The organism is Dokdonella koreensis DS-123 (genome assembly GCF_001632775.1).
GTDB classification, from domain to species: Bacteria; Pseudomonadota; Gammaproteobacteria; order Xanthomonadales; family Rhodanobacteraceae; genus Dokdonella; species Dokdonella koreensis.
The window spans coordinates 302,205-326,279 of record NZ_CP015249.1 but is presented as its reverse complement, the minus strand read 5'-3'; the positions used below and the strand labels follow the sequence as shown (position 1 = coordinate 326,279).

The window sequence follows — 24,075 nt, the reverse complement described above, 5'->3', positions numbered from 1 at the left end:
CGACGAGGGAGAACACCGCATGTCGATTCGCGCGCAGGCGCTATGGCTGGCGCTTCTGACGGCACCCGTCGGCGCGCAGACGGCCTGGGAACCGGCCTGGACCACCACCTGGCAGGCCACGGACGCGTTCGCGACGTACCCGGGCGTGCTGCGCCGCGCCGACGACGGCACCCTGTTCGTCGGCATCCAGGCGGCACGCGCCAGCGGCGCCCGCGCCGGCGTGCTTCGACTGGAAGCCGACGGCGGGTTCGGCTGGTTCCACGAGCGCCCCGATCGTCCCGCCACGCCCGACGACGTCGTGCTGCTGGCCGATGACCGCGTCGCGCTGGTCGGCGGGTTCACCGCGCCGTTCGTGCGCACGCTCGACGCCACCGACGGCAGTCTGGTCTGGGAAACCGAAGCGACCGGCGCCGTGCTGTGGGTCGAACCGAGCTACTACCAGACCCGGCAGCTCGCGCAGGCGCCGGGCGGCGACCTGCTGATGCGTGCCGACAACGGTGCCGATTTCGTCGTGCCGCGCTTCACCGCAGACGGCCAGCCACGGCCGGCCTGGCACTGGAGTACCGGCCTGAACGTGGCCACGGCCGACACGATCGCCGCCCTGCCCGACGGTGGCGCGATCGTCGCCGGGCGCGCGGACTTCATCGGTGGCGGCTACCGTACCGTGCGTTTCGCCGCGGACGGCAGCCTCGTCTACGCCGATGCCGAGCTCGGCGAACTCGGCAACCCGCTCGGCGCAGCCTGGCTGGCGACGACACCGGACGGCGCCGCCCTGGTCGTCGCCTCCCCGGAAACCCGCTTCGGCGTACCGGGCGCGATGGCCTGGAAGATCGCCCCGGACGGCACCCGGCTGTGGACGCGCACGCTGTCGGACCAGTCGCAGACGGCGACGACGTTCACGAGCTGGGCGACCGCGCTCGGCCCCGACGGCGGCTTGCACGTCGCAGTGGTGGGCATGCCCCAGGTCCTGCGTCTCGTGCGCGTCGACGCGTCCACCGGCACCACGCGCAGCGACGTGGCCTCGGCGGTGCCCGGGCTGCCGATGGCTCAGGCGGTGGCGCCGAACGGACGCAGCCTGCTGGTCGGCTACGCGCACATCCAGGGCGGCGGTGGCCGCACCCACGCGACGATGGCCGAGTTCGACGCAGACGGCGCGCTGTGCCGCCAGCGCAGCGCGCTGCCGAACCTCGGCAGTCTCGGTGCCGTGGTCGGTGCCGCCGAGGGATGGACCGTGGTGGGAACCAGCGACGCCGGCAGCGTGGTGGTGCAGCGCTACGATGCGGATGGCGCCTGCGGCGAGACGCTGTTCGCCGACGATTTCGAGCCGCGCTGAATCCGGCGAGCGTCCATCGTCGAACGTCGCGAGCGAGGGCGACCGATCCAGCCGGCTCGACGCCGCCCTCGCTCGTCGAGCCGCCCCCCCGGCCGCGTCCTTCCTCGAAAACGCCGCGGGCGGTCGATGGACCGGATCGCGCGATCGCGAAGCAGCGGCCCGAGCGCCTCCTTGCGCGTCGGCGAAGCGCCCGGACGCCGCGCTCGAGCAATCGTCAGAGCTGGACGATCGGCTTGAAGCCACCCCAGAACATGCGCTTGCCGTCGAACGGGACGTTCTTCATGTCCAAGCCGGCCAGGCGCGGGTCGGCCATCACCTTCTTGTTGATGCGGTCGCGCTGCGCGCGCGAGGCATAGACGATCCACGAGAACACGACGACCTCGTCCGGCTTGAGCTTGACGCTCTGCGGGAACGAGGTGACCTTGCCCGGCTTCACGTCGTCGGCGACGCATTCGACATAGGCCAGCGCGCCGTGCTCCTTCCAGATCTTGCCGGCCTTGCGCGCCAGCGCGCGGTAGGCCGCCAGCTTGTCCTTCGGCACCGGCAGCACGAAACCATCGACATAGCTCATGACAGACCCTCTTCGTGACGAACGGGAAGCTGATCATACGCGCGGCCGCGTGAGGCCAGCCTGGCTGGACGCCGCCGGCCGCGGATCGTCCTCGTCCCGCCCACGTGCCCTTCCCGCATCCCGCACCCGGCCGGCCCGGCACAGGAGGCCGGCCACACGCGAAGCACGGCCGCCTGCAGGCTGCGCGCACCGGCCACGCCGTCGGATCATCACGCTCGGGTACACTCCGGCCCCGCCTCACTGCCGCGAGTGTCCCTTGGACGAATCAACCGAAACCGGAGGCGCCGACCTCGCCCTGCTCGACGCCACCGAAGCCCGCATCCTGGGCTGCCTGATCGAGAAGGCCGCGATCACCCCGGAGGTCTACCCGCTCACACTCAACGCGCTGGTCGCCGCGAGCAACCAGAAGACCAGCCGCGAACCGGTCCTGCAGCTCGAACCCGGCGCCGTCGCGCACACGCTGCGCCGCCTCGAGGACCGCGAGCTGGTCCGCGTCGCCCCCTCCTCGCAGCGCGTCTCGCGCTACGAGCACCGCTTCGACGCGATCTACAACATCACCGGCCGCCAGCGCGCGGTGCTGTGCCTGCTGCTGCTGCGCGGCCCGCAGACGCTCAACGAGCTGCTGATGCGCAGCGAGCGCCTGGCCGAGTTCCCCGGCATCGACGACGTGCGCGACACGCTCGACCGCCTCGCACAGCGCACCCCGGCACTGGTCGTGAACATCGGCCGCGCGCCGGGCCAGCGCGAGGACCGCTACATGCACCTGCTGTGCGGGCCGGTCGACGCCGACGCCTATGCGACGACGGCAACCGCCGACGCCACCGGCAGCGCGCGCGGCGGGCTGGCCGAGCGCGTGGCGCAGCTGGAGACCGAGGTGGACACGCTGCGCGGGGAGCTGGCGGCGCTGCGCGAGCGGCTGGAGGCGGCGGGGGTTTGATCCTCGGTTTGCGTGGCGTGCCGGCTTGGGGTTTGCTTTTCGCGGGCCGCTGCTGATGGTTCGCATCGCGACACGTTAGCCGTCGGCCAAGCATCTCTGAACTGGCGTGTTCGGGCGGACGTCCTGCTTTGTTCGCTTGACGCGTCCTCGCTTGCCATCGGAGAGGTCGTGCTTCGTCGGTGGGCGGCGTCCGTGTTTTTCCGCTCGCCTCCGGGCGTGTGGGGGCCTTCGTTGTTCCGTTGAAGCGCTCTCGCTTGCCGTTCGGAACGGTTGCACTTCGTTGGTGGACGGCATCCCTGCCTTTTTCCGCTCGCCTCCGGGCGAGCGGGTCACTTTCTCTTGCGTGCCCAAGAGAAAGTAACCAAAGAGAAGGGCACCCGACGTACGCGCCCGCCGCACAGTGCCTGTGCGACGGGTTCGCGGGCCGGCTACGGGGTTGGCCGACAGGCCATCCCTGGCCTGACGGCCAACGGGCCGGCATCGTGCCGGCCCCCCCTGCGGGCTTTTCCTCCGCCAGCCCGCCGCTGCCGACGGGACTTGGAGAAGCACGTGCATCCCGCACGCAGAGCAGAAACCAGTAGCAACGCCAAGACAGCTGCCGACACATGGAGCTTGCGCAAACCGCGGCTTCTTTTCTTGAGCGCGCAGGACGCGCGCCCTCGGGGCTCCTGTGCCGCGGCGAAGGTGCGCAGGAAAGGCCCGCAGGGTGGGCCGCAGGACGTGGCCCAGTCCGCTGTCGGCGCACGAAGCGCCGTCAGCGGACCCCCGGAGCGCCTTCGGGCCGTCGGAGGGCAGGATGCCCGGAGACCGCGGCACCGGGGTGCCCTTTCTCTTGGTTACTTCTCTTGACTCCGCGCATCTGCGCTCCGCCCTTCGGGCCGGCTTCGCCGTTCGCGCCGCTCCTGCGGCGCAGTGGGCACGCAAGAGAAAGTGACCCGCTCGCCCGGGAGGCGAGCGGAAGAAGGCAGGGATGCCGTCCACCCAAGCGCACAGCGCGTCGGAAACATCCGGGCCAGATCACAGGTCGCAACACGAACCGCCAGCATCAAAAGCGGTCGCCACGCATTCCACGGTCACTCGCAATCACACCGCGTGAAACATCAACGCCGCACCAAAAAAAGCGCGACAGCACCAATGTCCATCCGCACAAAACACGATTGTTAAAAAACGCTTGCACAACGGAAACCAGCGGCGTATCGTCCGCGCCCCTCGCCCCAGTGGCCATTCACGCAAACTCGCCGAAACCGATGAACGTCCCGCCGAATTTCGCCAAGCCTTCCCTGCATTCGCGCACCGTGCGCGGCGCGGAAGCGTGCGCGTACGGTGCCGACTGTCGGCGGCCGCTCGCCACCTGCCCGATCGACTGATCCCGCCCTACGCGGAGATCGGTCGCCCCGATCTCCGAGGAACGCGAACGCCCTCGGACTGAAAATCCGGGGGTTTTTTGTTTCCGGCGTTCGCATCGGAGAAGAAATCCAGCGTCCAGGCGCGTGCGCGAGCACGGCCGCTTGCGGCGCGACGCATTGGCGCGTGCGAACAGGCGCCAATACGAAGCGATCGTCGATCGATGTCCTGCGGTACGGGTTCCCATGCCCGTCCGGTGCGCGCGGCGCTGCCGTGGCGTATGCCCGAATCGACCGGGATCGTTTCGCACGACGTTAGCTCAATCGGGAGAGCAGCGAGTACACCTCGCGGGTTGCCGGTTCGATTCCGGCACGTCCTTTGGATCGCTCAGTGGTCGAGCATCGGTCTGTTAAACCGACGACGCGGGTTCGACTCCCGCTCCAAAACTGCCGACGTGTAAACGTCATCACCGGGACTTTCGGGTCCCTCCACCGGAAACGCCCCGTGCGGCGTTCCGCCGGGCGGCGCGAAAGCGCCGCGCAACGGAACGTCCGCAGCGGATCGGCTGCCGGGCCTGTGCCCGCGCACCGTACGTGAGGCCGCCACCGTATCGCCGCAGGATGCGTCGATAGGCGCGGCCCTCATCCACGGTGTGCACGCACGGTGCTCCGCGACCGCGATGCCAGGGGCGTTTCCATCCCTTTCGATCGCTGCGCGCCTTCTTGCCGGCGCGCTGCGCTTCATACGCGTCGCGCCCCTGCGCGGCGACACCGCCCGCGCAGACCGGTCCGGCGCGGCGGTGCGACGAAACGGACCGGACCACCAGAGCCAAACAGGAGAAAACAGCCATGTTCTGGACCCAGCAGGTCGTGATCGGTGACGGCGAGCGCGGCCTGGTGTTTCGCAACCGTCGGTTCGAGCGCGTGCTCGATCCGGGCGTCTACCGCTTCTTCGGTGCGCGCAAGCGCGTCGAGGTCGCCGTGCACGCCATTGCCCAGCCCGAATACAGCGGACGCGACACCGATGCACTGGTGGCGTGCCTCGGTGCCGGCCTCGGCGCCCACTTCGTGCTCGCCGATCTCGGCGCAGACGAGGTCGGCCTCGTCTACAAGAACGGCAAGCTCGAGGACGTGCTCGCGCCGGGCACGCGCCGGCTGTACTGGCGGGGTCTGGTGCCGGTGGCGGTGGAGCGCGTGACGCTCGCCGACGGCCTGGCGGTGCGCGCGGACATCGTCGGCCGGCTGCGCCAGCTCGGCCTGCTGGCCAAGGTGGCCGTGGCGGTGGACGTGCCGACCGAATCGATCGGCCTGCTGTTCGTCGACGGCACGCTGGTCGGGACGCTGGCGCCGGGCGCGCACGCGTTCTGGAACTTCCGCAAGAACGTCGCCGCGGAAGTGGTCGAGCTGCGCGTGCAGGCGATCGAGGTCGCCGGCCAGGAGCTGCTGACCCGCGACAAGGTCAGCCTGCGCGTGAACCTGGCCGCCAGCATGCGCGTGACCGATGCGGTCGCCGCGCGCACGAAGGTCGCCAAGTTCGGCGAGCAGGTCTACCGCGAGCTGCAGTTCGGGCTGCGCCGTGCGGTCTCGTCCAAGACGCTGGACGAGCTGCTCGGCGACAAGGCCTCGCTCGATGCCGACATCTTCGGCTACGTGCGCGGCAAGGTGGCACCGTTCGGCGTCGAGGTGCTCGGTGTCGGCGTCAAGGACCTGATCCTGCCGGGTGAAATGAAGGACATCCTCAACAGCGTCGTGCAGGCGGAGAAGGCGGCCCAGGCCAACGTGATCCGCCGTCGCGAGGAAGCGAACGCCACCCGTTCGCTGCTCAACACGGCACGGCTGATCGAGGAAAGCCCGGTGCTGATGCGCCTGAAGGAGCTGGAGGCGCTGGAGAAGGTGACCGAGAAGGTCGATACGCTCACCGTGTTCGGCGGCCTGGACGGCCTGCTCAAGCAGCTGGTGACGATCAAGTAGCAACCCTGCGCGGCGGACGGATCCGCCGCGCAGCCTCGGGACAACGAAGAACAAGAAGAGCGTAGAAGAACACCATGCGTACCCAATCCCGTTACGAACTGCTGCACGCCGAAGGCAGCGCCACGCCGATCAAGGCCTGGGTGCGCGGCGTGCCGGTGGAGGACACGGCGCAGCGCCAGCTGCGCAACATCGCCGCGATCCCGTTCGTCGGGCCGTGGGTGGCCGTGATGCCGGATGTGCACCTGGGCATCGGCGCGACCGTCGGCTCGGTGATCCCGACCCGCGGCGCCATCATCCCGGCCGCGGTCGGCGTCGACATCGGCTGCGGCATGGCCGCCGTGCGCACGACGCTGCGCGCATCCGACCTGCCCGACAACCTGGCATCGCTGCGCGCCGACATCGAGCGCGACGTGCCGGTGGGCAACGGCCGCGACGGCGAGCACCGGCGCCTGCCCGACAGCATCGCCACGCGCGTCGCCGGGTCGAACCTGGCCGGCCGGCTGGAGGCGATCAAGGCCAAGCACCGGCGCATCCGCACCGACAAGCTCGACCGCCAGATCGGCACGCTCGGCGGCGGCAACCACTTCATCGAGATCTGCCTGGACGAAGCCGGCGCGGTCTGGGTGATGCTGCACTCGGGCTCGCGCGGCACCGGCAACCTGATCGGCACCTACTTCATCGAACGCGCCCGCGAGGAACTGGCGCGGCGCGTGCTCGGCTTCCACCTGCCGGACAAGGACCTGGCCTTCTTCCTGGAAGGCGAGCCGCTGTTCGACGACTACGTCGAAGCCGTCTCCTGGGCGCAGGACTACGCCCGCGAGAACCGCGAGGCGATGATGACGCGGGTGCTGGCGCAGATGCGCCGCCGGCTGCCGGCGTTCCAGATGGATGCGCGCGCGGTCAACTGCCACCACAACTACGTGCAGAAGGAAGTGCACGGCGGCCAGGAACTGCTGGTGACGCGCAAGGGCGCGGTCAGCGCCCGCGCGGGCGAGCTCGGCATCATCCCCGGCAGCATGGGCACGCGCAGCTACATCGTGCGCGGCAAGGGCAACGCCGAGAGCTTCCACAGCTGCAGCCACGGCGCCGGCCGCGTGATGAGCCGGACCGCCGCGCGCCAGCAGATCACGCTGGCGCAGCACCGCGAGGCGACCGCGCACGTGGAATGCCGCAAGGACAAGGCCGTGATCGACGAGTCGCCGGCGGCCTACAAGCCGATCGACGCGGTGATCGCCGCGCAGGACGACCTGATCGAGGTCGTGCACACGCTGCGCCAGGTGGTGTGCATCAAGGGTTGAGCCGCCGCGCGGCGGGAAACCTCCGGCAAGCGGCGGCGGGCCATCCGGTTCCGCCGCCGCGAGCGCCGATGCGGCTTCAGGCCACGCCGCCGCGCGCGAACGCGGCGCGGCCTTCGGCGTCGAGCGCGGCGAAGTCCGCGTCCGTCAGCGTGATGTCCACGGCCGCGACGTTCTCTTCCAGGTGCGCCACCTTGCCGGTGCCCGGAATCGGCAGCATCACCGGGCTGCGCTTCAGGATCCACGCCAGCGCGACCTGGCTCGGCGTGGCGCCGTGCGCGCGCGCCAGGCGGTCCAGCAGCGAACCGGGGCGCGCCAGGTCGCCCGCCGCCAGCGGGAACCACGGGATGAAGCCGATGCCCTGCGCCTGGCAATGGTCGAGCACGGCCTCGCTGGTGCGGTCGACCAGGTTGTAGCGGTTCTGCACGGTCGCCACCGGGAACACCTTCGCGGCCGCGGTGATTTCCTCGACCGAGACTTCGCTCAGGCCCGCATGGCGGATCACACCGGTATCGATCAGCTCCTTGACCGCGCCGAACTGCTCGTCGCGCGGCACCTGCGGATCGATGCGGTGCAGCTGCCACAGGTCGATGCGCTCTACGCCGAGCAGCCGCCGGCTCTTGTGCGCCTGCTGGATCAGGTACTCGGGCCGGCCGAGCGGGATCCAGCGGTCCGGGCCGGTGCGCGCCAGGCCGCCCTTGGTCGCGACGACCAGGTTGCCATACGGATGCAGCGCCTCGCGGATCAGCGGTTCGGACACGTCCGGGCCGTAGGAATCGGCGGTGTCGATGAAATCGATGCCCAGCTCCGGCACGCGGCGCAGCGTGGCGAGCGCCTCGGCGCGGTCGGCCGGGTCGCCCCAGATGCCGCGGCCGGTGACGCGCATCGCGCCGAAGCCGAGGCGGTTGACGGCCAGGTCGCCGCCGATCGTGAAGCGGCCCGAACGGGCAGCGGATGTCGTGCTCATGGCGTTTCTCCGGATCAGAGCGCTGAACGTGGGCCGGCCACCGGCGAATTCAAGCCGGCGCCGACACATGTACGATGACGCCAGCCCGGGCCAGAGTCGGGCCGGCGATCGCAGCGGTAGGCGCTAAGCTGATCGGCGACCACCGCGGAGCCCGCCGATGAGACTGCCTGTCAGGACCGATTTCCCGCTAGGCGAGATCCGCCGCTACCTCGAACCCGGGCCGATCGTGCTGGTCAGCTCCGCGTGGAAGGGCCGGGCCAACATCATGACGATGGGCTGGCATCTGATGCTCGGCTTCGAGCCGGCCCTGTTCGGCTGCTACATCTGGGAAGCCAACCACAGCTTCGAGCTGATCCGGCGTAGCCGCCAGTGCGTGATCAATCTGCCGACCGCGGCCATGGTCGACACCGTCGTCGACATCGGCAACTGCAGCGGCGCCGAGGTCGACAAGTTCGCGCGCTTCGGCCTCACCACCGCGAAGGCGACCCACGTCGACGTGCCGTTGATCGCCGACTGCCACGCCAGTTTCGAATGCCGCCTCGCCGACGGCAGCCAGATCCGTCGCCACGGCCTGTTCATCTGGGAAGTCGTCAAGGCGCACGTCGCAGCACGCCCACGCGTACCCGAGACACTGCACTATCGCGGCGACGGCGAATTCCTGGTCGGCCGGCGCACGATCAGCCGGCGCGGACGCTTCAAGCCGGAGATGCTGTAGCGGCACGCGGCGACGCAAAAAAAAGCCGCCTCGCGGCGGCTTGCTCCAAGGCTAGGTTGCTTGTCATCGCCTGCCTAGCCTGCCCCCGGGGGACGCACCTTGACCGGAGGACTTTAGCCCGGCGAACCGGGGACTCCCGTAGTCTATGGGCGCGCCAACATATTTTCAATATCTTCTAGCCGGAGCAGGTCAGTGCTCAAACCCAATCCTTCGATGACACCAGCCCTTACTCGTCGAAGTTCGTCCAACGAAACCTGCATTTTCTGGTACTGGCGTCGTCCATTCCAACGATAGTGATAGCCATCGAGTCGATCGAAACTCACGACATTTAGCATGTCGCATTTCACCCAAAGGTCCGGTTTGCTTCCTTTCGGATAAGGATCGCGTTCCAGCCTCACATGCCAAGGTCTTACGAACTCCGGCACCGTCGCACTGATCGGCACAACCGTGGTCAAGCGCGGCCGCTGCACGGATTTGGGAACGACGACCACCGACAGTCGCTTCTTGACCATTTCAGGCTCCATGCCCTTGTAGTCGCACCATAGGACTTCGCCCAAGGCGGGGTGATAGTGAATCGGCATGAGCTCCATGTTAGCTGCGTCAGGGTGCTAATCGTATTCAAGCGTCGTACCTGGCTGTCTCATCCGGTGAGACGCGCGCCTGCGATAAGCCGCGGTTCCCGCCCCGGAGGTCTCCCGCATGCTCCCCGAACGCGCCGTGCGCACCGCGCAAGCCGCCGACCTCGCGGTCCGCTCCGCCACCGCCCTCGCCGAACGGCTGCGCACGCGCTACGGCGACCGCATCACCGGCGCGTTCACACGGCCGGCGCGGCCGGCCCGGTACGCCGCGTTCCCGGACGGCCTCTCCGAGCCCGTGCGCCGGGCGCTGGCTGCGCGTGGCATCGAGCGCCTCTACAGCCACCAGCGCGAAAGCTGGGACGCGCTCGAACGCGGCGAGCACGTCGTCGTCGTGACGCCCACCGCCTCGGGCAAGTCGCTGTGCTACCACCTGCCGGTGCTGGAGACCGTGCGCCGCCGCGAAGGCAAGGCGCTGTACCTGTTCCCGACCAAGGCGCTGGCGCAGGACCAGGTGGCCGAGCTGCTGGAGCTCAACCGCGCCGGTGATCTGGGGGCGCGCGCGTTCACGTTCGACGGCGACACGCCGGGCGACGCGCGCCAGGCGATCCGCCTGCACGGCGACATCGTGGTCAGCAATCCGGACATGCTGCACCAGGCGATCCTGCCGCACCACACCAAGTGGGCGCAGTTCTTCGAGTCGCTCCGCTACGTCGTGATCGACGAGGTGCACACCTACCGCGGCGTGTTCGGCTCGCATGTCGCCAACGTGCTGCGGCGGCTCAAGCGGATCTGCGCGTTCTACGGCGTCGCGCCGCGCTTCATCGCGTGCTCGGCGACGATCGGCAACCCGCAGGCGCACGCCGAGGCGCTGCTGGGCGCGCCGGTCCATGCGATCACCGAGAGCGGCGCGGCCTGCGGCGAGCGCCACGTGCTGCTGTGGAACCCGCCGGTGGTCAATCCGGACCTCGGCATCCGCGCCTCGGCGCGCTCGCAGTCCACGCGGCTGGCGCGCCACGCGATCCGCGCGCGGCTCAAGACGATCGTGTTCGCCTCCTCGCGGCTGATGGTCGAGGTGCTGACCAAGTACCTCAAGGACGTGTTCGACCACGACCCGCGCAAGCCCGAGCGCATCCGCGCCTACCGCGGGGGCTACCTGCCGACCGAGCGCCGCGCCACCGAGCGCGCGCTGCGCGCCGGCACGATCGACGGCGTGGTCAGCACCTCGGCGCTGGAACTGGGCGTGGACATCGGCGCGCTCGACATCGCGATCCTCAACGGCTACCCGGGTTCGATCGCGGCCACCTGGCAGCGGCTGGGCCGGGCCGGACGCCGCCAGCAGCCCGCGCTCGGCATCCTGGTCGCGTCGAGCCAGGCACTGGACCAGTACGTCATCGGCCACCCGGAATTCTTCGAGCAGGCGCCGCCGGAGACCGCGCGCATCGCGCCGGACCAGTTGCTGATCCTGCTCGACCACATCCGCTGCGCGGCCTTCGAGCTGCCGTTCGCGGCCGGCGAGCGCTTCGGCGGCGAAACCGCCGACCCGTTCCTGGAGGTGCTGGCCGAGTCCGGCGTGCTGCACCGCGAGCAGGACCGCTACGACTGGATCGCCGACAGCTACCCGGCGCAGGCGGTGAGCCTGCGCGCGGTCGCCGACGGCAACTTCGTGGTCGTCGACCGCACCGACGGGCGCCAGGCGATCATCGCCGAGGTCGACTACACGGCCGCGGCCATGACGCTGTACGAAGGCGCGATCTACCTCGTGCAGTCGCTGCCGTACCAGGTCGAGCGGCTCGACTGGGACGGCCGCAAGGCCTATGTCCGGCGTACCGAGGCCGACTACTACACCGATGCGATCGACCACACCCGCCTCAAGGTGCTCGACCGCTTCGACGGCACGCGCGCGGGCGCCGGCACCTGCCACCACGGCGAGGTCCACGTGGTCCGCCACGTCGCCGGCTACAAGAAGATCCGCTTCTACTCGCACGAGAACATCGGCTACGGCCCGGTCAACCTGCCCGACCAGGAGCTGCAGACCACCGCGGTCTGGTGGCAGCTGGCGCAGGCCACGCTCGAAGCGGCCCTGCCCGCGCGGCAGGACGCGCTGGAAGGTTTCCTCGGTGCCGCCTATGCGCTGCACACGGTGGCCTCGCTGCGCGTGATGGCCGAGGCGCGCGACCTGCGCCAGGCGGTCGGCGCCGGCGATGCGGCCTGGTTCGCCGGGCGTGACGGCGGCGGCCGCGCACAGCTGCGTACGGCCGCCGACGCACCGCCCGATCCGGCCGCCGCGTTCAACCCCACGGTCTACCTCTACGACAGCCATCCCGGCGGCATCGGCCTCAGCGAGCCGCTGTTCGGGCAGGCCGCGGCGATCGTCGCCGATGCCCGGGCGCTGGTGGATGCCTGCGGCTGCACTGCCGGCTGCCCGGCCTGCGTCGGCCCGGTACTGCCCGGCCCGCCCGGGCGCGCCACGCCGCGCGCGCTGGCGGGCACCGTGCTGCGGCTGCTGGCACCGTGAGCGCGCTGGCCGACCGCCTGCGCGCGCTCGCCAGCCAGTCCGGCGCACGCCTGCCGGTCGGCACCAGCACCCCGACGACGGCGCGCCTGCGCACCCTGCTGGCCGGCCGCGACCGCCGCAGCCGCAGCGCACTGCCGCCACCGGCCGGCCGGACACTGGCCGCCGGCGTGCAGGAAGTCGAGCACGCCTGGGCCTGGCCGGCCGCCGCGACCGTGCAGCTGCCGTGGGGCGCGGACGGCGAGGTCGCACGCGAGCGCCTGGTCTGGTTCGACACCGAGACCACCGGCCTCGCCGGCGGCGTCGGCACCCGCGCCTTCATGATCGGGGCGGCGCGCTGGCAGGACGGCCGGCTGCGGCTGCGCCAGCTCTACCTGACCGCGCTGGCCGGCGAGGCGGCGATGCTGGCGGCCTTCGCCGACTGGCTGCCGCCGGCGGCGATCTACGTCTCCTACAACGGCCGTTCCTACGATGCGCCGCTGCTCAAGGGACGCTTTCGCCTCAACCACCTGCCGTGCCCGTTCGCGGAGCGTGGCCACTGCGACCTGCTCTACCCCACGCGGCGTCGCTACCGCGGCACCTGGGAGAACTGCCGGCTGGCGACGATCGAGCGTCGCGCGCTCGGCATCGTCCGCGAGGACGACCTGCCCAGCGCCGAGGCACCGGCCGCGTGGCTGGCCTATCTGCGCGGGCACAGCGCCACCGGCCTGGGCCGCGTGCTCGACCACAACGCCCAGGACATCCACAGCCTGGCCGTATTGCTGGACCATCTGGCCGCGCCGGCGGCGCCGGCCTGAGCGGGACCGCCCTCCGGGCCGGCACGACCGTTCATCGCGCCCGCGGCGCTGCCTGCAAGGCCGGTCCCGGCCGCGTCACCGTGGCAGGCGCTTCACTCGGCCGAAGCCTGGGCGGCCATGCGTGACGCACTGCGCGCCTGTGTCGATCCGGCTGCCGCACCGCGGCCTCCTCCGGCCGATGCCGCCGATCCGCTGCCGCGCCTGGCCGGCCTGGCCGCCCATGCACGCGAGCGGACAGCCGCCCCCAGCGCCATCGCCAAACACGTCGGCGCAATGACCGGCCGCCTCGACGCGCGCCAGCGCCCGCATTCCTGCCGGCACTGGACGCCGCCTTCGCGATGCCGCGGCCGGCACCGCCGGGCGGCCGCTGGTCGAGCGGACATCGGCCTGGCCCGTGCCCGGGACGTGCGCCAGGCCGCAGGGGGCCTGTGATCGGGTCGACACCGCGCCGGTCGATCGAGACACGATCGCCCACGGGGCGGCCTGCTAGACTGCCCCGGACCCGTTCCTGCGACTTCCGAGCCCTGATGGCCGAGCCCGGCGAACACGATGTCACCCGGTTGATCGCGGCCTGGCGCGGTGGAGATGCCGCCGCACGCGAACTCCTGATGCAGCGCGTCTACGCCAACGTGCGTGCGATCGCCGCGCAATCGCTGCGGCGCATGCCGGCCGCCACGCTGAGCGCCACCGACATCGCCCATGAAGCGTTGATCCGCCTGCTCGGTGCCGACGCGGAATGGGAGAACCGCCGCCATTTCTTCCACGTCGCGGCCCAGGCCACGCGGCAGGTGCTGGTCGATGCCGCACGGCGGCGCCAGGCCGACAAGCGCGGCGGCGACGCCGAGCGCATCGACCTGGACGCCGCGCACGACGTCGCGCAGCCCGAGGGCGATGCCGAGCTGATGCGCATCGACGCGGCCCTGCGCGCGCTGGCCACCACCGACCCGCGCCGCGCGCAGATCGTCGAACTGGTCTACTTCGGCGGCCTGAGCCGCACCGAGGTGGCCGCCGCGCTGGACGTCTCCGAAGGTACGGTGGACCGCGACCTGCGCCTGGCCCGCGCCTGGCTGCGCACGGCGCTCGAATCGTGACCGCCTCGCCGCTGGACCGCTACGCCGATCACTTCGAGCGGCTGCGCAGCCTGCCGCCGGACGCGCGTGCCGCGGCACTGGACGCGCTGTCGCTCGATGCCGGCGAGCGCGAACAGCTCGCGCGGCTGCTGGCCGCCGATGCGGACGAGGACCCGCTCGAGGCGGCGATCGCCGCCAGCGCAGCGCGCCTGCACCGCGGCGAGGAACGGCGCCTCGGCGCCTGGCGGCTGCTGCGCGAGATCGGCGCCGGCGGCATGGGAACCGTGTTCCTGGCCGAACGCGACGACGGCAGCTTCGTCCAGCAGGTCGCGATCAAGCTGCTGCGCGGCTTTCCGACCCAGGACGGCATGCGGCGGCTGCGCCAGGAGCGGCGCATCCTGGCCACGCTCGACCATCCGCACATCGCGCGCCTGCTCGACGGCGGCGAAAGCGACGACGGCCAACCGTGGCTGGCGATCGAGTACGTGGACGGCGTGGGCCTGCTCGAGCACGTCCGCACCACCGGCGCCACCGGCGACCAGCGCCTGGCCCTGTTCCGCGCGATGCTCGACGCGGTCGAGCACGCGCACCAGCGCCTGGTGATCCATCGCGACCTCAAGCCCGCCAACGTGCTGGTGACCCAGCAGGGCGTGGTCAAGCTGCTGGACTTCGGCATCGCGCGGCTGGTCGAGACCGACGACTCGGCGCGGCGCGAGACCTCCACGCGGGTCTTCAGCCAGGGCTACGCCAGCCCCGAGCAGCGCGCCGGCGCGCCGATCACCACCGCCAGCGACATCTACAGCCTAGGCGTGCTGCTGCGCGAGATGCTGACCGGCCAGCGCGACGACCGCGGCGAAGGCGAGCCGTCGGTACCGCCGCTGGCGCTCGACGTCGAGCTGGCCGGCGTCATCGCCAAGGCCTGCGCCGAGCGGCCGCAGGACCGTTACGCCGGAGCCGGCGCACTGCGCGAGGACATCGACCGCTACCGCGAAGGCCGGCCGGTGCTCGCCGCGGCGCTGACGCGCCGCCGCCGGCTGGCCAAGTTCGTCGCGCGCCACCAGCTCGCCGTTGCGCTGGCGCTGGCGGCGCTGGTCACGCTGGCCGGATTCGTCGTCGGCCTCGAGCGCGAGCGCCAGCACGCACGCGCCGCGCAGGCCGAGGCGCAGGTCGCGCTGGCCGCGTCCGAACGCGATGCGGCGACTGCGCGTGCATCGCTGGAGTTCCTGACCGCGGCGTTCACGGCCGCCTCGCCGGACCAGGCCATGAGCCGGCAGGTCAGCGTGCGCGACCTGCTCGACGCGGCGCGTGCCCAGCTGGACAGCCACAGTGCCGGCCATGCGGAACTGCGCCAGGCGATGCAGCGCCTGCTGGCCAGCCTCTACAACGCACTCGGCGAAGTCCCGATCGCGCTCGACCTGATGCAGCGCGGCGTGGCCGGCGTGGAGCCACGCGACGGCGCCGAGGCACTGCGCCTGGCCCACGACTACGACGAGCTGGCCAGCCTGCTCGGGCAGCGCTTCGACGGTGCCGGCGCGCTCGCCGCCGCCGAGCAAGGTGCGGCCTGGCGCACGCGCTACGCGCCGGACGATCCACTCGAACGCATGCGCAGCCTGCAGACGCTGGCGATGGCGCACCACCGCAACGGGGACAACGACCGCGCGGTCTCGCTGCTGCGCGAGGCGATGGCGCTGGCCAAGGCGCGCGACGTGCACGACGGCGATGCCCTGATCCAGACCACGGCGACGCTGGCCTCGCTGCTCGGTGCACGCAGCGAGTGCGAGGAGGCGCTCGACGTCATCGCCGAAGGCTGGCAGCAGGGCGCCGGGCGCGCCACCGATTCGCCCGACCGCGTGCTGCTGATGCGCGCGGAGGCCTCGGCGCTGAGCGCCTGTGGCCGCCTCGACGAGGCCGAAGGCCGGCTGCGCGAGGCGATGGTCGTGCAGGAGCGCGTGGTCGGGCCCGGCGGCGCGCGCATGATGCTGCTCGCCAACGACCTCGCTCTCGTGCTGAACGACCTGGGCCGCTACCAGGAAGCCGTGCAGATGCTCGCGCGCTCCGAGGTACTGACCGCCGAAGCCGACCTGGGGCCCGCCGATGCGGCGATCAGTCTCGGCAACCGCGGCGGCCTGCTCGAGAACGCCGGCGACTATCCCGGTGCGCTGGCCGCGTTCGCCGCCGCGCGCGAGCGCCTCGATGCCGGCGGTGTCGAGGCCGATGCCGACGTCAGGCGCCGCATCGAGCGCTCCGAGGCGCGCACGATCGGCATCGCCGGCCGCCACGCCGAGGCGCGCCGGCGCCTGGAGGGCCTGCGCGAGCGCGCGGCGCGGCTGGACGGCCTCGAGTCGGCCGAGTACGCGCTGCTGACGCTGCAGCTGGCGATGCTCGCCACGCGCACGCGTGCCACCGACGAGGGCATGGCCTGGCTCGACGAAGCGCGGCAGCGTTTCGCGGCACTGGTACCGCCGACACATCCGGTGTTCGCGCATCTGAATCGCGCGAGTGCGGCGTTCGCGATCCAGCGCGGCGACTACGCGCAGGCCGATCGCGATCTCGATGCGGCGATCACGGCGTTCTCGGGTGGCCAGACACTGCCGATCGACGTGGCGGTCGCCCGCGCCGAGCTGGCCAATCTGCGCATGCGGCAAGGCCGGCCCGACCAGGCACGATCGCTGCTGGTGCAGGCGCTGCCGGTGCTGCGCGCGAACGTGCTGCCCGAGGCGGTCAACCGCGTGCCGGCCGAGCGCCTGGCGCGGCAGCTCGGCGGCCTCTGAGGCACGCGGCAGCTCGCAGCCACAGGTGCACCTCCGTGCTGCCACGGCAGCCGCGGCGCGCTGGCGCCGCCGCCGCGGCTCCCACCGGCTCCGGCCGATACCGGGCGCGCGAATGCGCACCCGCCGGCCACGAGCGGCCGGTCTTCAGTCGACTTCCAGGTCGTCGCCGAAGATGCGGTCGCCGATGAAGCGGCCGGACAGGAAGGCCAGGCCGTTGGTACCGGCCCACATGTTGCCGGCGACCACCACGCGACCGCTGCCATCGACGCTCATGCCGTAGATGATGCTGTCCTCGCGCACGCCGGTGTACGGCGAAATCAACCGGTACCCGCGGAAATCGGCCACCGCGCCGCCGTTGGCACGGACTGCGCCGAACAGCGCATCGCCGCGCAGGGCGCCGCCGCCGAACGGGTACCACTGGCGCTGGCCGGCGACGACGAGGTAGTCGCCGGCGACGCGGATGCCGCCTGGAGCGATGTCGTCGCCGTTGTTGAGTATGCAGATCGGCGTGGTGCCGCTGCCGCCGTTGTGGCCGCCGATCACGACCTTGCCGCCGTTGCCGAACGTGGAGACGACACCGCCGGCATCGGCCAGCTTGACGATGCCGATGCCGCCGTCGCAGCGCTGCGATACGTTGCCGGCAAGGAAGATTTCGTCGTAGGCGTCGGTCAGGCCACCCTGGCGGCGCGCGGCGACGCCGGTCGCCAGGTCGGTGCCGCTGCCTTCGACGTCGATCGGGACGCGACGGATACCACCGATGCCGAAGCTCTCGACGAGATCGCCGGAGCGGTTCACGCGCATCACCGCGAAATCCCAATCCTCGCCCGAGTAGAGGATCGACCCGCCGATGTAGATTCGCTGCGGATCGATCGCCAGGAAGCTGCTGCCGGTGGTCGCCACGCCGGCGACCCGCATCGAGCACGGCGCGCTCGACCCGCCACACAGGCCGTCGGGAATGTCGATCGGCCGCAGGCCGACGGCCGGATCGCGCACCAGGCTGGCGGCCGAGGTCCACGACGCGCGCGAGAACACCGGCTGGGTCCGGCCGCCGGCGGTCTGCTCGCCGATGACGATGACGTAGGTCGTCACCGTGGTGGTGCCGACGACCTGGTAGAACGCCAGCCCACCACCGCGTTCGTTGGCGGTGGTGCCCATGCCCACGTACCGGGTGACCAGGTTGCCGTCCAGATCGAACACGACGACGTCGACATCGGTATCGGTCGCCGAATAGGCGCGCGTGGCCAGCACGTAGATGCGGTCGTCGAAGACCCGCAGGTCGTCGATCCTGGCATAGCGGTTGCCGCTGGGATTGGCGTGGATGACGTAGATCTGCCCGCTGGCCGGCCAGTTGACGCCGGTGCCACCGGCGTTCTGCCGGTTGAGGACGATGGTGTAGGCGCCGCCGGTGGTGACCAGGCCGGCGGTCACCACATCGCCGTTCTCGAGCGTCGCCGAGCGCATCGCAACGGCGTCACCGCCGATCAGCCCGCCGCGGATCACGTCGAGGCCACCGGTGCCGTACGGGCCGCCGAACGTGGCATCCGGCGCGAACGGGTAGGTTGCGTAGGCAGTCGGCAAGGCCGGCGCCTCGCGGCCGTCGGGAATCTCCGGCAGCGCGAACGGGTCGCCGCCGGGGCCGGCGATGGCCGGCAACGCGAACGCCAGCCACAACGCGGCGAGGCCACGGACACGCCGGCCCGGCCGGATGAAGGCGCCTGGGACGACACGAGGGGGCACGGCCTGGGCCATGTCATCGATTCCTTTGTGAAAAAGCGGTCGACGTCGATCCCGGGAAGACCGTTTCCCGGGATCCATCGGCTGGGAATACGAGAAACCTGCCGCGCATCGGACAGCGCCCGCCACGCAAACCCGCCGTCCGGCCCTCCCCGTGATGTCCCGATCGGCAGCGCGATTGCGTACTCCTCCTCCCAGGCATCCCCTGATCCGAGGAAGACCGATGAGAACGCTGCTTTGCACCGGCCTGCTGTGCGCCGGACTGACCCTGGCCCCCTGTGCGCTCGCCACCAAGCCGGACCTGCCCGTCGGCACCGACCACCCGCTGGTCCCGTTCGGCGGCGTACCCAGCGACCTGACCCTGGACCCGGGCTTCACCGGCGACGGCTCGCAGGTGGTCGACTTCAACGACGCCTTCAGCAACACCGACACCCCGGATCGCGTGTTCAAGGCCAGCGATGGCGGCTACTGGCTGGCCGGCATCCACGGCACCGGCATCAACGAGCCGCCACGGGTCGCCATCGCCAAGCTGCGCGCCGACGGCACGCTCGATACCAGCTACCGCGGCACCGGCAAGCACACCGCGCCCTCGGGCATGGACATGGTCTACGACGTCGCCAAGGGCATCGGCGACACGCTGTACTTCGCCGGCAGCTACACCCACCCGGTGGCCGGCGACATCGACTTCGGCATCCTGTGCCTCGACGCCGACGGCGACCGCTGCGAAGGCTTCGGCGCCAACGGCTTTCAGTCCGTGCCGTTCGACCTGGGCACGGGAACCGAGCACGTCAACGACGTCCCGGCGCGGATCATTTCCGCCTACAGCGCCCTGTACGTGGCCGGCAGCTGCGGCTCCGGCTCGGGCAGCAACTACAACGACGCGATCTGCATCACCAAGCTCAGCGCGACCAGCGGCACGATCGACAGCGGCTTCGCCACCAACGGGCGCTATCACCGCAACTTCGACATGGGCGGCAATCTGCGCGACACGATCACCGACATCGTCGCCTACTCGCCGTCCCCCGGGGCGGTGCGGCTGGCCATCACCGGCGACGTCAAGCGCGGCGGCCCCACCGACATCGACGGCTTCGTGGCGACCGTGGACGGCATCAGCGGCCAGGCCGTCCCGTTCGGGCCGGGACACGTCTTCATCTCGGTGGACCTGGGCACCAGCAAGGAGGACCACATGACCCGCCTGCTGCGTCGCGCCAATGGGGGTTTCGTCGTCGCGGGCTACGCGATCGACGACACGCAGACGCCGGTCCAGGCCCAGATGGTGCTGGTGGCGTACCGCGCCGACGGCTCGCCGGACACCGGCTTCGGCCCCGGCGGAATGGTGCACCGGCTGGTCATGAGCGGCACCAACAAGCCGTTCGGCCTGGTCGAGCGGCCCGGCAACCGCGACCTGGTGGTCGGCCTCAACATGCGTGCCGACCTGTTCGGCGACAGCCACCCGATCGTGGGTCTGCTGCAGGTCGGTGCCAACGGCGGGCCACAGCACGCGGCCGCCGTGCTCGACTTCCCCGGCAGCAGTGCACCCGTCGAGAGCATCGGCAACGACCTGATCCACACCGACGGGGCGATCGTCTCGGCCGGCAGCCGCAAATGGAGTGGCCTGGACCTGGACATGACGATCAGCCGCCACATCGCCACCGACAGCCTGTTCGCCGACCGTTTCGGGGGTCCCGCCGGCGACTGAGCCGGCCCGGGCCGGGGCCCGTGCGGCCCCTGTCCAGCGGCCGCGGCGCATGCGACGCTGTCCAAACCCTGCCGACGAGCCTGTCATGGACATCGAGCGCAAGCGCCGCCTGTTCACCCTGGTCCGCCAGGCACTCGATGCCGACACCGAGGAACGCGAGGCGCTGATCGCGGCCGCCAGCGCCGGCGATCCGGCCTTCGACGCGGAAGCGCGCGCGCTGCTCGGCGAGCGTGCCGCCGGCGTGCTCGACCGCCGCGCGGCCGACGTCGCCGCGCGGCTGGCCGACACCGGCGACGGCGCGTTGCCGGCCGGCACCGCCGTCGGCGCCTGGCGCATCGTGCGCGTGCTCGGCAGCGGCGGCATGGGCACCGTCCACCTGGCCGAGCGCGACGGCGACGGCTACATCCAGCAGGGCGCGCTGAAGCTGATCCGTCGCGGCATGGATTCCGATGCACTGCTGGCGCGCTTCCGCCGCGAGCGGCAGATCCTTTCGCGGCTGGACCATCCGAACATCGCGCGCCTGCTCGACGGCGGCGTCGCCGCCGACGGCCGGCCGTTCCTGGTCATGGAGTACGTCAACGGCGAATCGCTGGCGGCCTGGAGCGCGCGCACCGGCGCGGACCCGGCCGCGCACGTCGCGCTGTTCCTGGCGATCTGCACCGCCGTCGCCCATGCGCATCGCCAGCTGATCGTCCATCGCGACATCAAGCCCGGCAACGTCCTGGTCGACGCCGACGGCCATCCCAAGCTGCTCGACTTCGGCATCGCCAAGGTGCTGGAGGACACCGCCGACCCCGCGCACACCGCCACCGGCGGGCGTTTCCTGTCCACCGCCTATGCCGCGCCGGAGCAGGCCGCCGGCGCGCTGGTGACGACCGCCGCCGACGTCTACCAGCTCGGCGTGCTGCTGTTCGAGCTGCTGAGCGGCCAGCGCCACAGCGCGTTCGACACGGCGGCGCGCCCGGCCCTGCGCCTGGCCCTGGCGCGCGAGACGGCCGGTACCGCCGGCCCGCCGGGCGTACCGGCGCGCGTGCTGCGTGGCGATCTGGGCATCATCGTCGCACGCGCCGCCGATCCGGACCCGGCACGGCGCTATGCCGGCGTCGAGGCGCTGGCGGACGACCTGCGGCGCTGGCGCGACGGCCAGCCGATCCTGGCCCGGGCCGACAGCGCGGCCTATCGCACGCGGCGCTTCATCGGCCGCCATCGCACCACCGTCGCGCTCGGCGTGCTGGCGGTCGCGGGCCTGCTCGGCGGCACCGCGCTGGCCCTGTGGCAGGCCCATCGCGCCGAGGACGAGGCACGCCTGGCGCGCGCCGCGCAGGCGTTCCTCACCGATGTCTTCGACGCATCCGCGCCGGACAGCGCCGCCGGCGAACGCATCACCGCGCGCGAGCTGCTCGATCGCGGCGCCGAGAAGATCCACACCGAGCTCACCGACCAGCCGCGCCTGCGCGCCGAGATGCTGCTGACGCTGGGCCGGCTCTACCGCCAGCTCGGCCAGTACCCGCAGGCCGCCGCACTGCTGGCCCAGGTGCGCGACGGCGACACCGCGGCCGCGCAGCCGGCCTACCGGCCCGCCCTGCTGGAACTGGCCGTGGTCGAACGCGAACGCGCACACCTGGAGGACGCCGCCGGGCTGCTCGACACCGTGCTGGCCGGGCCGGTGGAGCCGGCCCTGCGCGCGCGGGCACTCACCGAGCGCGCCCTGCTGCACGAAAAGCGCGGCGCCTTCGCGGCCGGCCTGGACGACGTGCGCGCGGCGCTCGCGATCGATGCCGGGCGCGGCCCCGAAGGGCGCGTGGATCGCGCCCGCGATCGCCAGGCCGAGGCGCTGCTGCTGACCCGGCTCGGCCGTTTCGACGAGGCCAGCGCCGCGTTCGAAGAAGCGATCGCGACCGCCGTCGGTGCGCTCGGCGAGGACGACACGCGCGTCGCGCAGATCCGCAACGACTACGCCGTGCTGATGCTCAGCCGGTCGCTGCCGGTCGAAGGCGAGGCCGAGGCCCGCAAGGCGCTGGACGCCCGCCGGCGCCGGCTCGGCGACCGCCATCCGGCCGTCGCCGAATCGCTGCAGGTGCTCGGCGGTGCGCTGCGCCAGCAGAACAAGCTCGACCTGGCGCGCCGCGCGTTCGAAGAAGCAGTGGCCCTCCAGACCGCCGCCTTGGGCGAGAACCACGGTGACCTCGCCAACACGCTCAACTCACTGGCGATCGTCGCCGGTTCGCAGTTCCGCTTCGCCGAGGCCGAGACCCACCTGCGCCGGTCGCTGGCGATCCAGCAGGCGATCGGCCAACAGGGCACGTCGTCGGTCGCGACCACCGCCGCCAACCTCGCGGCGGTCCTGATACGCCGGGGCAACTACGAGGAAGCCGCCACCCTGCTCGACGACGCTCTCGCGGTGCACCGCGCGGCGCTGGGCGAGGGCCATCCGGCCATCGCCAACGACGAGAACATACTGGCGCAGCTCGCCTCGCGTCGCGGCGACGCCGCCGCCGCCGAGCGGCACGCCCGCCAGGCCGTGGCGATCGCCGATGCAGCCATGCGGCCCGGCCGCGAAACCGCCGCCATCCGCCAGACGCTGGCGCAGGTGCTGCTGCACGGCGGCCAGCCAGCGGCGGCGCTCGCCGCCGCACAGGCCTCGCTGGCCCTGTTCACGCAGGTCGGCGCGGCCGGCGAGCCACGCGCCCTGCAGTCCCTCGCGATCCAGGCCGATGCGCTGGCGGCGCTCGGGCGCGGCGACGAGGCGCGGCCGCTGGCCGAGCAGGTGATGGCCGGCCGGCGCGACGAGCATCCCAGTCGCCAGGTGGCCAGCTTCGCGGTGCTGGCCCGCGTCGCCCGCGCCCAAGGCCGGCGCGACGAAGCCGCCGCGTTCCGGCGCCAGGGCGCCGCGCTGCTGGCGACGATCGAGGCACCCGATCCGGACCTGGCAGTGGACCTGGCCCGCGATTGACGGCGCCGGGCCGCAGCGGCGATGCTCGGCCCACCGAGGTACGCGATCTTGCCGATGGACGAAGGCTGCACCGACCTGCTGCTCGCTGCCGGCCGCGGCGACGCCGACGCCTCGGGCCGGCTGTTCGCGCGGCTCTACGAGGAGCTGCGCCGCTGCGCGCACCACCAGCTGCGCGGCATGGCCACCCCGCAGATCTCCACCACCGTCCTGGTCCACGAGACCTATCTCAAGCTGATCCACGCCGAACGCCTGGACGCCAGCAGCCGCGGCCATTTCATGGCACTGGCAGCCCGCGCGATGCGCCAGGTGCTGGTCGACGACGCACGCCGCATCGGCGCCGAGAAACGCGGCGGCCAGGCCGTGCTGGTCACGCTCGACGAGCACCTGCCGGACGCCGCCGGCGAAGCGCTGGAGGTGCTGGCGCTGGATCGTGCGCTCACCACGCTGGAAGCGATCGACGCCCGCGCCGCCCGCGTCGTCCACCTGCACTTCTTCGCCGGCCTCAGCTTCCCGGCGATCGCCGCGATCGAGAACCTCAACGAGCGCACGATCAAGCGCGACTGGCAGGCCGCGCGCAGCCTGCTGGCCGCCGAGATGGAGGGCGGCTCGGCATCGGACCCACCGGCCACCGGACAGCCCCGCGCCGTTCGGTAGCCACCCGCGAGGCGGGTGGTGTTCGCGGTTTGCCGCTCGAGCGATCCATGCGACCTGTCGGTCGAACGCGGCGGTACGAACGATCTGCCATCGGTTGGCCAGGGGCCAACGACCCGGATTGGCGGTCCTCACCCCGGCACGCGCCTAGCAGCCCGGTTGCGCGCTCGCGCGACGG

At 71.7% G+C, this 24,075-nt stretch carries 16 protein-coding genes and 1 tRNA gene; 13 read left to right on the top strand and 4 right to left on the bottom strand.

The window, feature by feature from the left end:
* The first annotated feature begins 19 nt into the window (after nt 1–19).
* Nucleotides 20–1,333 (top strand): hypothetical protein, encoded by a 1,314-nt coding sequence (locus I596_RS01280; protein ID WP_067643042.1) that lies wholly within the window; start codon nt 20–22, stop codon nt 1,331–1,333.
* A 214-nt stretch (nt 1,334–1,547) separates the two neighbouring features.
* Here I596_RS01280 and I596_RS01275 read toward each other — a convergent pair whose 3' ends face one another.
* Nucleotides 1,548–1,904, bottom strand: a complete 357-nt coding sequence (locus I596_RS01275) for a DUF1428 domain-containing protein (protein ID WP_067643039.1) — start codon at nt 1,902–1,904, stop codon at nt 1,548–1,550.
* A gap of 256 nt (nt 1,905–2,160) precedes the next feature.
* On the opposite strand from I596_RS01275, the gene I596_RS01270 reads away from it, so the two are divergent.
* From I596_RS01270 to I596_RS01250, 4 genes are all read left to right on the top strand, one after another.
* Nucleotides 2,161–2,841: a YceH family protein gene (locus I596_RS01270; protein ID WP_067643037.1), complete on the top strand. Its 681-nt coding sequence runs from the start codon at nt 2,161–2,163 to the stop codon at nt 2,839–2,841.
* A 1,720-nt stretch (nt 2,842–4,561) separates the two neighbouring features.
* Nucleotides 4,562–4,632: transfer RNA gene (locus I596_RS01260), tRNA-Asn, on the top strand.
* 401 nt (nt 4,633–5,033) lie between these two features.
* Nucleotides 5,034–6,155, top strand: coding sequence for a slipin family protein (locus tag I596_RS01255; protein WP_067643035.1), 1,122 nt, complete (start codon nt 5,034–5,036; stop codon nt 6,153–6,155).
* 74 nt (nt 6,156–6,229) lie between these two features.
* Nucleotides 6,230–7,453, top strand: coding sequence for an RtcB family protein (locus tag I596_RS01250; RefSeq protein ID WP_067643032.1), 1,224 nt, complete (start codon nt 6,230–6,232; stop codon nt 7,451–7,453).
* A 76-nt stretch (nt 7,454–7,529) separates the two neighbouring features.
* Here the strand turns inward: I596_RS01250 and I596_RS01245 are convergent, their stop codons facing one another.
* A complete protein-coding gene (locus I596_RS01245) occupies nt 7,530–8,417 on the bottom strand; it encodes an aldo/keto reductase (protein WP_067643029.1) in 888 nt (295 codons plus the stop codon).
* A gap of 157 nt (nt 8,418–8,574) precedes the next feature.
* Between I596_RS01245 and I596_RS01240 the strand changes: the two genes are divergently transcribed.
* Nucleotides 8,575–9,132, top strand: a complete 558-nt coding sequence (locus tag I596_RS01240) for a flavin reductase family protein (RefSeq protein ID WP_067643026.1) — start codon at nt 8,575–8,577, stop codon at nt 9,130–9,132.
* 143 nt (nt 9,133–9,275) lie between these two features.
* Here I596_RS01240 and I596_RS17925 read toward each other — a convergent pair whose 3' ends face one another.
* A complete protein-coding gene (locus tag I596_RS17925; RefSeq protein WP_083965276.1) occupies nt 9,276–9,722 on the bottom strand; it encodes a type II toxin-antitoxin system PemK/MazF family toxin in 447 nt (148 codons plus the stop codon).
* A 109-nt stretch (nt 9,723–9,831) separates the two neighbouring features.
* On the opposite strand from I596_RS17925, the gene I596_RS01235 reads away from it, so the two are divergent.
* The 4 genes from I596_RS01235 (at nt 9,832) to I596_RS01220 (ending at nt 16,860) form a co-directional block, all read left to right on the top strand.
* Nucleotides 9,832–12,225: a DEAD/DEAH box helicase gene (locus I596_RS01235; RefSeq protein WP_083965275.1), complete on the top strand. Its 2,394-nt coding sequence runs from the start codon at nt 9,832–9,834 to the stop codon at nt 12,223–12,225.
* A complete protein-coding gene (locus tag I596_RS01230; protein WP_083965274.1) occupies nt 12,222–13,019 on the top strand; it encodes a ribonuclease H-like domain-containing protein in 798 nt (265 codons plus the stop codon). The genes I596_RS01235 and I596_RS01230 overlap by 4 nt, the downstream gene beginning before the upstream one ends.
* Nucleotides 13,020–13,546: 527 nt before the next feature.
* Nucleotides 13,547–14,110, top strand: coding sequence for an ECF-type sigma factor (locus I596_RS01225; RefSeq protein ID WP_067643022.1), 564 nt, complete (start codon nt 13,547–13,549; stop codon nt 14,108–14,110).
* Complete coding sequence (locus tag I596_RS01220) at nt 14,107–16,860, top strand: serine/threonine-protein kinase (protein ID WP_067643019.1); 2,754 nt, start codon at nt 14,107–14,109, stop codon at nt 16,858–16,860. The genes I596_RS01225 and I596_RS01220 overlap by 4 nt, the downstream gene beginning before the upstream one ends.
* A 144-nt stretch (nt 16,861–17,004) precedes the next feature.
* Here I596_RS01220 and I596_RS01215 read toward each other — a convergent pair whose 3' ends face one another.
* On the bottom strand, nt 17,005–18,609 hold the full coding sequence (locus I596_RS01215) for a hypothetical protein (RefSeq protein WP_150131953.1): 1,605 nt from the start codon (nt 18,607–18,609) through the stop codon (nt 17,005–17,007).
* 208 nt (nt 18,610–18,817) lie between these two features.
* Between I596_RS01215 and I596_RS01210 the strand changes: the two genes are divergently transcribed.
* The 3 genes from I596_RS01210 (at nt 18,818) to I596_RS01200 (ending at nt 23,900) form a co-directional block, all read left to right on the top strand.
* Complete coding sequence (locus tag I596_RS01210) at nt 18,818–20,293, top strand: NHL repeat-containing protein (protein ID WP_067643013.1); 1,476 nt, start codon at nt 18,818–18,820, stop codon at nt 20,291–20,293.
* Nucleotides 20,294–20,378: 85 nt separating this feature from the next.
* Nucleotides 20,379–23,246: a serine/threonine-protein kinase gene (locus I596_RS01205; RefSeq protein WP_067643010.1), complete on the top strand. Its 2,868-nt coding sequence runs from the start codon at nt 20,379–20,381 to the stop codon at nt 23,244–23,246.
* 54 nt (nt 23,247–23,300) lie between these two features.
* On the top strand, nt 23,301–23,900 hold the full coding sequence (locus tag I596_RS01200; RefSeq protein WP_067643007.1) for an ECF-type sigma factor: 600 nt from the start codon (nt 23,301–23,303) through the stop codon (nt 23,898–23,900).
* Nucleotides 23,901–24,075 lie beyond the last annotated feature (175 nt).

Coding starts and splice junctions, on each gene's coding strand:
- I596_RS01280 (WP_067643042.1), top strand. CDS start 20: ATGTCGATTCGCGCGCAGGCGCTATGGCTGGCGCTTCTGACGGCACCC.
- I596_RS01275 (WP_067643039.1), bottom strand. CDS start 1,904: ATGAGCTATGTCGATGGTTTCGTGCTGCCGGTGCCGAAGGACAAGCTG.
- I596_RS01255 (WP_067643035.1), top strand. CDS start 5,034: ATGTTCTGGACCCAGCAGGTCGTGATCGGTGACGGCGAGCGCGGCCTG.
- I596_RS01250 (WP_067643032.1), top strand. CDS start 6,230: ATGCGTACCCAATCCCGTTACGAACTGCTGCACGCCGAAGGCAGCGCC.
- I596_RS01245 (WP_067643029.1), bottom strand. CDS start 8,417: ATGAGCACGACATCCGCTGCCCGTTCGGGCCGCTTCACGATCGGCGGC.
- I596_RS01240 (WP_067643026.1), top strand. CDS start 8,575: ATGAGACTGCCTGTCAGGACCGATTTCCCGCTAGGCGAGATCCGCCGC.
- I596_RS17925 (WP_083965276.1), bottom strand. CDS start 9,722: ATGGAGCTCATGCCGATTCACTATCACCCCGCCTTGGGCGAAGTCCTA.
- I596_RS01235 (WP_083965275.1), top strand. CDS start 9,832: ATGCTCCCCGAACGCGCCGTGCGCACCGCGCAAGCCGCCGACCTCGCG.
- I596_RS01225 (WP_067643022.1), top strand. CDS start 13,547: ATGGCCGAGCCCGGCGAACACGATGTCACCCGGTTGATCGCGGCCTGG.
- I596_RS01215 (WP_150131953.1), bottom strand. CDS start 18,609: ATGGCCCAGGCCGTGCCCCCTCGTGTCGTCCCAGGCGCCTTCATCCGG.
- I596_RS01210 (WP_067643013.1), top strand. CDS start 18,818: ATGAGAACGCTGCTTTGCACCGGCCTGCTGTGCGCCGGACTGACCCTG.
- I596_RS01205 (WP_067643010.1), top strand. CDS start 20,379: ATGGACATCGAGCGCAAGCGCCGCCTGTTCACCCTGGTCCGCCAGGCA.
- I596_RS01200 (WP_067643007.1), top strand. CDS start 23,301: ATGGACGAAGGCTGCACCGACCTGCTGCTCGCTGCCGGCCGCGGCGAC.